The sequence below is a fragment of the Pseudoalteromonas sp. SCQQ13 genome (assembly GCF_015864415.1).
Lineage (GTDB): Bacteria > Pseudomonadota > Gammaproteobacteria > Enterobacterales > Alteromonadaceae > Pseudoalteromonas > Pseudoalteromonas nigrifaciens.
This window is the reverse complement of sequence record NZ_JADYXG010000037.1, coordinates 1-9,100: the sequence shown is the minus strand read 5'-3', so window position 1 is coordinate 9,100 and position 9,100 is coordinate 1. Positions and strand designations below refer to the sequence as shown.

General features: G+C 40.9%; 8 protein-coding genes and 3 tRNA genes. 3 read left to right on the top strand and 8 right to left on the bottom strand.

Annotated elements, in window-relative coordinates:
- The 5 genes from I6F41_RS17775 to nudE form a co-directional block, all read right to left on the bottom strand.
- Window positions 1-73: transfer RNA gene (locus tag I6F41_RS17775), tRNA-Met, on the bottom strand.
- A gap of 173 nt (window positions 74-246) precedes the next feature.
- Window positions 247-323 (bottom strand) — tRNA-Met (locus I6F41_RS17770).
- Between the two features lie 195 nt (window positions 324-518).
- A tRNA-Met gene (locus I6F41_RS17765) sits at window positions 519-595 on the bottom strand.
- Window positions 596-747: 152 nt separating this feature from the next.
- Window positions 748-1,533, bottom strand: a complete 786-nt coding sequence (gene cysQ / locus I6F41_RS17760; RefSeq protein ID WP_011326850.1) for a 3'(2'),5'-bisphosphate nucleotidase CysQ — start codon at window positions 1,531-1,533, stop codon at window positions 748-750.
- Window positions 1,526-2,098, bottom strand: coding sequence for an ADP compounds hydrolase NudE (nudE, locus tag I6F41_RS17755; protein ID WP_011326849.1), 573 nt, complete (start codon window positions 2,096-2,098; stop codon window positions 1,526-1,528). The genes cysQ and nudE overlap by 8 nt, the downstream gene beginning before the upstream one ends.
- A gap of 62 nt (window positions 2,099-2,160) precedes the next feature.
- Between nudE and yrfG the strand changes: the two genes are divergently transcribed.
- Complete coding sequence (gene yrfG / locus I6F41_RS17750) at window positions 2,161-2,808, top strand: GMP/IMP nucleotidase (RefSeq protein ID WP_197108901.1); 648 nt, start codon at window positions 2,161-2,163, stop codon at window positions 2,806-2,808.
- Window positions 2,809-2,823: 15 nt separating this feature from the next.
- On the opposite strand, the gene I6F41_RS17745 is transcribed toward yrfG, so the two are convergent.
- The 3 genes from I6F41_RS17745 to I6F41_RS17735 form a co-directional block, all read right to left on the bottom strand.
- On the bottom strand, window positions 2,824-3,447 hold the full coding sequence (locus tag I6F41_RS17745; protein WP_182684129.1) for a dUTP diphosphatase: 624 nt from the start codon (window positions 3,445-3,447) through the stop codon (window positions 2,824-2,826).
- A 106-nt stretch (window positions 3,448-3,553) separates the two neighbouring features.
- A complete protein-coding gene (locus I6F41_RS17740) occupies window positions 3,554-3,922 on the bottom strand; it encodes a YacL family protein (protein ID WP_011326846.1) in 369 nt (122 codons plus the stop codon).
- Between the two features lie 114 nt (window positions 3,923-4,036).
- A complete protein-coding gene (locus tag I6F41_RS17735) occupies window positions 4,037-4,255 on the bottom strand; it encodes a hypothetical protein (RefSeq protein ID WP_011326845.1) in 219 nt (72 codons plus the stop codon).
- Window positions 4,256-4,569: 314 nt separating this feature from the next.
- Here I6F41_RS17735 and uvrD point away from each other — a divergent pair, with 314 nt between their 5' ends.
- Complete coding sequence (gene uvrD, locus I6F41_RS17730) at window positions 4,570-6,735, top strand: DNA helicase II (RefSeq protein ID WP_197108900.1); 2,166 nt, start codon at window positions 4,570-4,572, stop codon at window positions 6,733-6,735.
- Window positions 6,713-8,782: a GNAT family N-acetyltransferase gene (locus I6F41_RS17725; protein WP_197108899.1), complete on the top strand. Its 2,070-nt coding sequence runs from the start codon at window positions 6,713-6,715 to the stop codon at window positions 8,780-8,782. The genes uvrD and I6F41_RS17725 overlap by 23 nt, the downstream gene beginning before the upstream one ends.
- The last annotated feature ends 318 nt before the right edge of the window (window positions 8,783-9,100 follow it).

Here is a 9,100-nt window from a genome sequence, read left to right as displayed (position 1 = left end):
TGCGGGAGCCGGATTTGAACCGACGACCTTCGGGTTATGAGCCCGACGAGCTACCAGACTGCTCCATCCCGCGCCTGAAATTGTATACTTATTTAAAGTTGCTTACATTACAACTTAGCTTCCAATTAGAAATTGGTTTCGGGAGCCTAATTTATAACGACTACCTTTGCTGGCTAATGAAGAGCTGAGACCGACAAGTTTTTCATTAACTAACATTTACAGTAACCTCAATCCTCTAAAGGAAATTGGTTGCGGGAGCCGGATTTGAACCGACGACCTTCGGGTTATGAGCCCGACGAGCTACCAGACTGCTCCATCCCGCGCCTGTATATTTTAAGTCTATCGACTACTTTATTTTATCTCTTAAGCTAGAGTTTACAGTAACCTCAATCCTCTAAAGGAAATTGGTTGCGGGAGCCGAATTTAAAACGACTACCTTTGCTGGCTAATGAAGAGCTGAGACCGACAAGCTTTTCCCTAACTAACATTTACAGTAACCTCAATCCTCTAAAGGAAATTGGTTGCGGGAGCCGGATTTGAACCGACGACCTTCGGGTTATGAGCCCGACGAGCTACCAGACTGCTCCATCCCGCGCCTGTAATTTCTTTAAAACAAATCCGTAATAATTACGAGCCTGCCTTGAAGAGAGCGCTACTATATAGGAATAAACATATAATGCAAGGCTTTAGTTATTATTATTGTTTAAGTGAACAAAAAGCAAGCAAGTGGTGTTATAAGCATTCCCATTAATGTGGGTTAATCATTTTTTGCCACTCCCAATCAGGGTGCCCCATTACAATGAAGTCTGGATTTTCAGTGCTTTCACGCTGATTATAAGTTAGTGGGTTAAACTCTGCATCGGTAATACTGCCGCCAGCTTGCTCAACTATAATTTGTGATGCGCCCGTATCCCACTCACCAGTGGGGCCTATTCTTAAAAAACAGTCAGCCTTTCCTTCTGCTACAATACATGCCTTTAAAGAGCATGACCCTAAAGCAACGGTAGTAAATTGGGCGTTAAGGTACTGGCTCACTGCTTCAATTTTTTGGCGGCGGCTCACTGCAACCGTTAAGTTATCGGGTGAGGCTACAAATATTTGCTTATCGCTACCATTTTTACGCTTAAATGCCCCATTATCGGCGCTCGCAAAATAGGTTACCCCTTTTGTAGGCCAATGAATAACTCCCAGCACAGGTTGGTTATTCTCAATGAGTGCTATATTTACCGCAAAGTCGCCACTTTCTAAAATAAATTCTCCGGTACCATCCATAGGATCAAGTAACCAATAACGTTGCCAATGCTGCCTATCGGCTAATGCTGGGATCGGTGTTTCTTCTGACATAATAGGAATATTGGGTGCTAATGCCTCTAAACCAGCCACAAGTACGTCGTTAGCAGCAAGATCAGCTTTAGTAACTGGTGTGTTGTCTAGCTTTTGCTCTTTGCCAATATCACCATTTTTATAAATAGCCATAATGGCATCACCAGCACGCTCAGCCAATAATATACAAGGCTCTAGTAATTTATTCATCAATGACTCCTGATGCTAAATACTGATCTAATAATAATAAAGCAGCTACACTGCGTGCTTCGGTAAAATCGTCTTGTGTTAATAATGACCGCCAATCGGTTAATGGCCACTTAACAACGACCAGTGGCTCTGGCTCATCACCGGGCAATGTTTGTGAATACAATTGTTTAGCGACCATAATGTGCATGGTGGTATTAAAATGACTTGGCGCTATAGATACCGCTTTTAATCGTTTTAGGTAATCTGCACCAAAACCAACTTCTTCTTTAAGTTCGCGATTAGCGGCTTGCTCTGGTGTTTCACCTGGGTCAATTAACCCTTTAGGAAAACCCAGTTGATAGTCGTTAGTACCAGCGCAATATTCTCGCACTAGTAGTAATTCGTTATCTTTAGTTAACGGCACAATCATTACTGCACCTCGCCCGCCGCCACGAATTCGCTCATATTGACGTTCTTCGTTATTAGAGAATTTAAGTTCTAAAGATTCCACGGTAAATAAGCGACTTTTAGCTACAACTTTATTACTGAGGATTTGCGGTGGTATAGGGTGCTTTTTCTGTGTCATTGGCGTTAATTTGCTATCATGGCAGTTGTGCTTAATCATAAACTTTTCACAGGGAAAAGCCCATGCTAAATTGGTCAAAAATCGATACAGTTTTACTCGATATGGATGGAACATTACTCGATTTACATTACGATAGCCATTTTTGGCTTAACGTTATTCCACAACAGCACGCATTAGCAAAAAATATTAGCTTTGAAGCAGCGCAAGCGGATATTTCAAAACGCTACCAAGCCGTTAGCGGAAAAATACAATGGTATTGCTCAGATTATTGGGAGCGACAGTTAAACCTGCCTATTATGGAACTAAAGCGACAGTCTAAGCACTTAATAAAAGTGCGCGACGATGTGCCGTACTTTTTAACTGAACTTAAAAAAGCAGGTAAAGAGTTAATTTTACTTACTAACGCCCACCCTGAGTGTGTAATGCTTAAATTTGAGCAAACTGCAATTGATAACTACTTAGATGGAGTCGTATCGACTCATGAATATGGGGTAAGTAAAGAGCAGCAAAGCTTATGGCAACAGGTGCAAAGTGACTTAGGATTTAATAAAAGCCGTACGCTTTTTGTTGATGATAGTGTTCCTGTGCTCAACGCAGCACGCCAATATGGTATTGAACACTTGCTTGCGGTTGCAAACCCAGACAGCCAGCAACCACATAACGATATAGCCGATTACTTAAATGTTACCGACTATCGCAAGCTAATTTAATTATTTTAGCGCAAACTATTTTGTTGGGTATCGTGCCTCTAAGCCTTCGTACACTAATTTTGCAAAATCTGCATGTTCGGTATCAAGGCTTTTAACAACGTCTACTAAATGCTCGTTATCTTCTTGGCCGCCCCACACTTTTATGTAACTGCCATCTTTATAGCCATGATCTTGACGGAAGAAGTTTAAGGTGTTTTTACCCACATAACCTCGGTATAAATCGTCAATATTCATACCTATTTGCGCCATACAACCTGCAAAAGCAGCCGCATTAAAAGTTTTATCTGCGACAGCAGATGCCGCCAAGACTTCCAGTGTTTGCTTAAAGTCATCGGCTTGATGGGCAGTGCTTAATTCTAGCTCAAGCTGTTTAGCTATTTTTTCGTAGCTGGTGATACCGTCAATTCTGAGTGACAAGCCAAAATGAAAAATATCCACTAACTCTAAAATAACTTGTTCGGTATCAGGCGTTTGTTTTTTCCACCATTTCCAACCGTAATGATCGAGCATTTCTGCACACTCAACCCAAATGGCTCTGTACCAATCAAACCCTTGGCTAAACCATTGGTCATGTACTTTGGTATTCATGGCATTTTGCATTTCTAGCATCACTACTAGTTTGTTTAAATTGGCAGACATATCAATTCCTGTCGTTTTTGATTAGCTAAATTTTCATTAGTGTAATAATACAGATAAAATGCTTGTTGTGCATTGCTGTATATTTTCATTAGTGTGCTAACTATGTTTATCTTGAAGTCGTAAACTCATGCCATGAGTTTATTAGGTCTATAAAATCTTCAAAACCACAACCACTGCTTAGGCCATTTTCTTCAAGCATTAAATCGTCGTCTTGATAAGCCATAAGATCTTCACTGTCTTGGTGCAGAGCATGGGCTTCAAATAGAGCTTCGTCTTTCGTTAAAATTAAATCTATTTCTTGGCCCTTTAGCGTTAAAGGCTCAAAGCTTGAACTCACCGATGCAATAAGCGCTTGCACCATAGCTATTTTATCTTTGCCTATTTCTTCGTTTAACCAGCGGCCAATTATGGCATGCTCGCTACTTATTTTAATGCGTAATCCGCTAATTGGATCGCGAATAAATTGATATTCCATACGTATCGCTTTTAAATCGTTAGTTGCGCAATTATATACGTAAATAGCTGCAGACGCTAAAAAGCAAAATAGCGCCAAAAGGCGCTATTTTATAAAGCTTTAATATTAATTACGTCACGATCTATAACGTGCTGCATCAATAATTGCCCAAACATATACAATAGCGGCAATTATTCCTGGCACAATTAAAAACCATAATGCCGCACCACCAAAAAATAATATAGCGAATATAAGCGCGGCAAGAATACGCCCTTGCACTAGCTGCCCCAACCCCGGGAAAAATATATTACATAATGCTGCGATTACGTTACCGCCTGAACCTTGTCCTGACATACTAACCTCTGTAGTTTATTTAATTTTTATATTTTAGCTATAGAATTACTTACACACTCTATGCCAATTTAATAAATGTTACAAATCATATAGTTGTATTTTTATCAGTTTAACGCTGTGGTGATTTTTACTAAATTGAGGTCAAATTAGCAATTTTTATTATATCTTTTTAACCTTTTCCGTTTTTGATTCGCTATCAAGCTACTAGTTTAGAACATAATTTTATGAATAGCTGTGTATAAAAACAGTATTTTATTTAGCCTAACAAAAACACCTGCTATACTGCCCGCATTATTGATTAAAAAGGCGTAACGATGGACGTTTCACAATTACTCGATGGCTTAAACGACAAACAACGCGATGCCGTTGCAGCCCCACTACAAAACATGCTGGTATTAGCAGGTGCTGGGTCTGGTAAAACACGAGTGTTGGTTCATCGTATTGCTTGGCTAATGCAAGTTGAGCAAGCCTCAGCGTATAGTATTTTTGCGGTTACCTTTACTAATAAAGCAGCTAAAGAGATGCGTACTCGCGTTGAAGAGACGCTAAAAGCGCCGGTTGGTGGTATGTGGATTGGTACTTTCCATGGTTTGTCGCACCGTATTTTACGCGCGCACCACCGTGAAGCAAAATTACCCGAAGCATTTCAAATTTTAGACTCAGACGATCAGCTACGTATGATCAAACGTTTATTAAAATCGATGAATATTGATGATAAAAAATGGCCCGCTAAACAGTTTGGTTGGTACATAAGCGCTAAAAAAGATGAAGCACTTCGCCCTAAAGATATTCAAGCCTACGATATTAACGAGCAAATGATGCTGCGCGTGTACACGGCGTATCAAGAAGCATGCGACAGAGCAGGCTTAGTCGATTTTGCCGAAATACTACTGCGCAGCTACGAAGTACTCAAAAATAACCCTACACTACTGCGCCATTATCAACAGCGCTTTGCACACATGTTAGTAGACGAGTTTCAAGACACCAACACCATACAATACGCATGGTTAAAACTACTTGCTGGCGACTCCAATAGTATTATGATTGTTGGCGATGACGATCAGAGTATCTATGGTTGGCGCGGTGCAAAAATAGAAAACATTAAACGTTTTTTAACTGACTTTAGCGCAGAGACCATTCGTCTTGAGCAAAACTATCGCTCTACCGCCACTATATTAAAAGCCTCAAATGCCCTGATCCAAAATAACTCAGAGCGTATGGGTAAAAGCTTATGGACCGACGGTAACGAGGGCGAACCTATTTCTATTTACGCCGCATTTAACGAGCTAGACGAAGCGCGTTTTGTAAGTAGTAAACTGCGTAGTTGGTTAAATGCCGGCAATGCGCTGCAAGATGCGGCTATTTTATATAGAAGTAATGCGCAATCACGTGTACTCGAAGAAGCCATGCTACAAGAAGGCCTAAAGTATCGTATTTATGGCGGCATGCGATTCTTCGAACGCCAAGAAATTAAAGACGCCCTGTCGTACTTACGCATAATAGGTAACCGTCAAGACGATGCTGCATTTGAACGAGTAATTAATACTCCAGCTCGTGGTATTGGCGATAAAACGCTAAGCCATATACGCGACTGTGCACGCGCCGAATCGTTACCACTTTGGTATGCAGCAAAAGCAATTGTAGAGCAACAACATTTATCTGGCCGCGCTTCTGGTGCAGTGAGTAAGTTTGTCGAACTAGTAGAGCATATTGAAGATAAAATTAGCGATCTAACGCTACATGAGCAAGCTAAATACGTTATTCAAACTTCTGGGTTAATGGCAATGTACCAAGCCGAAAAAGGTGAAAAAGGCCGTGCCCGAGTAGAAAACTTAGAAGAACTTATTAGCGCTTGCGATCAGTACGAATTGCCTGAGGAAGAAGAATATAGCTCTCCTCTACAAGGCTTTTTAGCGCATACCTCGCTTGAATCTGGTGAAGGACAAGCAGAAGAGCACGAAGACGCCGTACAAATGATGACATTGCACTCAGCTAAAGGTTTAGAATTTCCGTTAGTGTTTATGGTTGGCGTAGAGGAAGGTATGTTCCCTTCTCAACAAAGTAATGAAGAGTCTGGCCGTTTAGAAGAAGAACGCCGCCTTTGTTATGTAGGTATGACCCGCGCTATGGATAAACTATATATTAGCCATGCCGAAAGCCGTCGTTTATACGGACAAGAAAAATACCATACACCATCGCGCTTTTTACGGGAAATTCCCGAGGACTGTGTTGAAGAAATTCGTATTAAAACCCAAGTATCTCGACCACCCGCTGCAGGGCGTTTTAGCGCATCAGTTAGTCACGCTGCATTTGAAGATAGCGGCTTTAACTTGGGGCAACGTGTACTGCATGCTAAATTTGGTATTGGTACAGTACTTAATTACGAAGGTGCGGGTGCGCAATCTCGCGTACAAGTCAACTTTGATGATTTAGGTAGTAAGTGGTTAGTAACGGCATATGCAAGACTACAAGCTATATAAAAAGCAACTCATACAACTAGAACAACAATTAGCTGGCGCGCATCACCGCCAGCTAGTGCTTGTTACTGGCAATGATAATTGGTGCTATGAGCTGACAAACTCACTAGTACAAAATACTAATACACTTACTCTATCTAAACATTGTGCACTTAAAAATGCTCAATGGCCTGCACACATTCACCAAATATTAGGACAAGAATTTACCCACGCCATTTACGATGGCTTTAGTGGCTTATACCCCGATAAGTTGGCCGCAATTGCTGGTACAGTTAGAGCTGGCGGAGTATTGTTTGTATTACTTCCTGAGCTGGGTAACCTAAATAACTGGCAAGATCCCGCATTAAAAAGTGTCCAGTCTCATGGCCACAGCAATCAATATAGTTTATTCAATCAGCGTTTCAGCTCTATTATTAAAAGCTTACCGGCCTTGCATTACAGTGAAGAATTTGGCTGCATCAATAATAATTATAACTATGTCCTGCACAGTAATATTGATTTTGAACCGCAGAAAAACTGCGTAGCACAAATAGTAAAATTAGCTCATGGACGCGCCAATAGACCGCTACTGATCAATGCAGATAGAGGCCGAGGAAAGTCAGCCGCATTAGGCCTAGCAGCCGCAAAATTAGCTGATAAAAATGTAATTATTTGCGCCACTCAATTTAGAGCAACACACAGCAGCTTTAAACACTTAGCTGCACAGCTAAATGTTAATTACGATCCATTACAAAAACAGCTTGCTAACATGCAATATATTGCGCCAGACGCTCTGTTAAATGAGCTTCCCGAGTGTGACGTACTCTTAGTAGATGAAGCTGCTGCTATCCCAGTGCCTATGTTATTAAGCATGTTAGCGCATTATCCTCGTATTGTATTTGCAAGCACCTTAGTAGGTTATGAAGGCAATGGTAGAGGCTATACAATTCGCTTTAGTCAATATATTAAAAACCACTACAAAGCTTCTAAAGTAATTACTCTTGATGAGCCATTGCGCTTTGCTAAGCACGATCCACTTGAGCAGCATATTCGTAGTTTATTAGCACTTGATGCACAGTATCAAGAGACTAATAGCAATAAATCGCAGATTCCTAAGCATAGTGAAGTAACTCAGCAACAACTCGTAACTGATGAAGCACTATTGTGCCAAGTCGTTGCTTTACTTGCATTTGCTCATTATCAAAGTAGTGTGAATGATTTACGCCAGTTGTTAGATGCGCCATCGCAACGCATATTTATAAGCAAAATAGACAAGCAATTAGTGGGTGTATGCTTAATCGCGATAGAAGGCGGTTTAAGTGAAGAACTTACTGAGCAAGTTATAAATGGTGAGCGCCGCCCACAAGGGCATTTAATGGCGCAAACACTTGCACAACTGAGCTTTAACAGTGATTTTTTAACTCATTTAAGTGCGCGAGTTGTCCGTATTGCAATTGATCCAAGCTCACATAATTGTGGCCTAGGAAAAGCATTACTGAGCTATAGCGAGTCACAAGTAAAAGAACAATGTACTTGGTTTGGTGCTAGTTTTGGTGCCACTGCACAATTGCTAAAATTTTGGCAAAGCCTAGGCTTTAATGCTGTTAAATTAGGTTACCAACGCGACAAAAGCACTGCTGAGCACGCAACTTTAGTTGTTAAATCTCTTAATGCACCACAACAAAGTTTACAGTCACTGATTAAACAGTTTCAATACGAGCTGTTTTATGGCCTATTAAGCCACTTTAAGTCATTAGAATGGCAACTGGTTAGCACATTACTGCGCTCATTTAATGATGAGGTAATAGCTTCTGATACGTTAAGGTTATTTACACAGCAACTCAGCAGTAACCGCTTTACTATTTCCCCCACTCTCTGGCGTTTAATTAGCCAAAATCCTGTTATAATTACTAGGATAGCAGCCAATCAGCAGCAACTTTTAATTCAAACAGTTTTACAACACCATACCGATGAGCAACTTATTAAAAATTTAAATCTCAGCGGCAAAAAGCAATTAGAACAACAGTTTAGAAACACAACAAACATACTCGCAAAGCAACTTTCTTCATAAAGCCATTTCACTTTTCTGCAGACGTAAAAAAGCCCGAATCGTTAAATTCGGGCTTTCTACAATTTGGGGTCGGCGCGCTACTTCGTAGCGACAACGCAGTAGAATGTCGTAAGTGCCCACAGCGGTGGAGAGTCACAGTGCAAATGCACTAAACTCATTGGCTAGTGATGATGTTTTTATGATTTGAGTGTAGGGTGTCGCTACGCTCGCCCAACATACGCGGGAGACTTGTGTACATTATTCACCCACACTTCACTTTTCTGCAGACGTAAAAAAGCCCGACTATTTCTAGTCGGGCTTTCTACAATTTGGAGCCTG

What these genes read in the sequence shown, in the direction of transcription:
- I6F41_RS17725 (WP_197108899.1), top strand. Translation starts at nt 6,713, where the DNA reads ATGCAAGACTACAAGCTATATAAAAAGCAACTCATACAACTAGAACAA.
- yrfG (WP_197108901.1), top strand. Translation starts at nt 2,161, where the DNA reads ATGCTAAATTGGTCAAAAATCGATACAGTTTTACTCGATATGGATGGA.
- I6F41_RS17745 (WP_182684129.1), bottom strand. Translation starts at nt 3,447, where the DNA reads ATGTCTGCCAATTTAAACAAACTAGTAGTGATGCTAGAAATGCAAAAT.
- I6F41_RS17735 (WP_011326845.1), bottom strand. Translation starts at nt 4,255, where the DNA reads ATGTCAGGACAAGGTTCAGGCGGTAACGTAATCGCAGCATTATGTAAT.
- nudE (WP_011326849.1), bottom strand. Translation starts at nt 2,098, where the DNA reads ATGACACAGAAAAAGCACCCTATACCACCGCAAATCCTCAGTAATAAA.
- uvrD (WP_197108900.1), top strand. Translation starts at nt 4,570, where the DNA reads ATGGACGTTTCACAATTACTCGATGGCTTAAACGACAAACAACGCGAT.
- cysQ (WP_011326850.1), bottom strand. Translation starts at nt 1,533, where the DNA reads ATGAATAAATTACTAGAGCCTTGTATATTATTGGCTGAGCGTGCTGGT.
- I6F41_RS17740 (WP_011326846.1), bottom strand. Translation starts at nt 3,922, where the DNA reads ATGGAATATCAATTTATTCGCGATCCAATTAGCGGATTACGCATTAAA.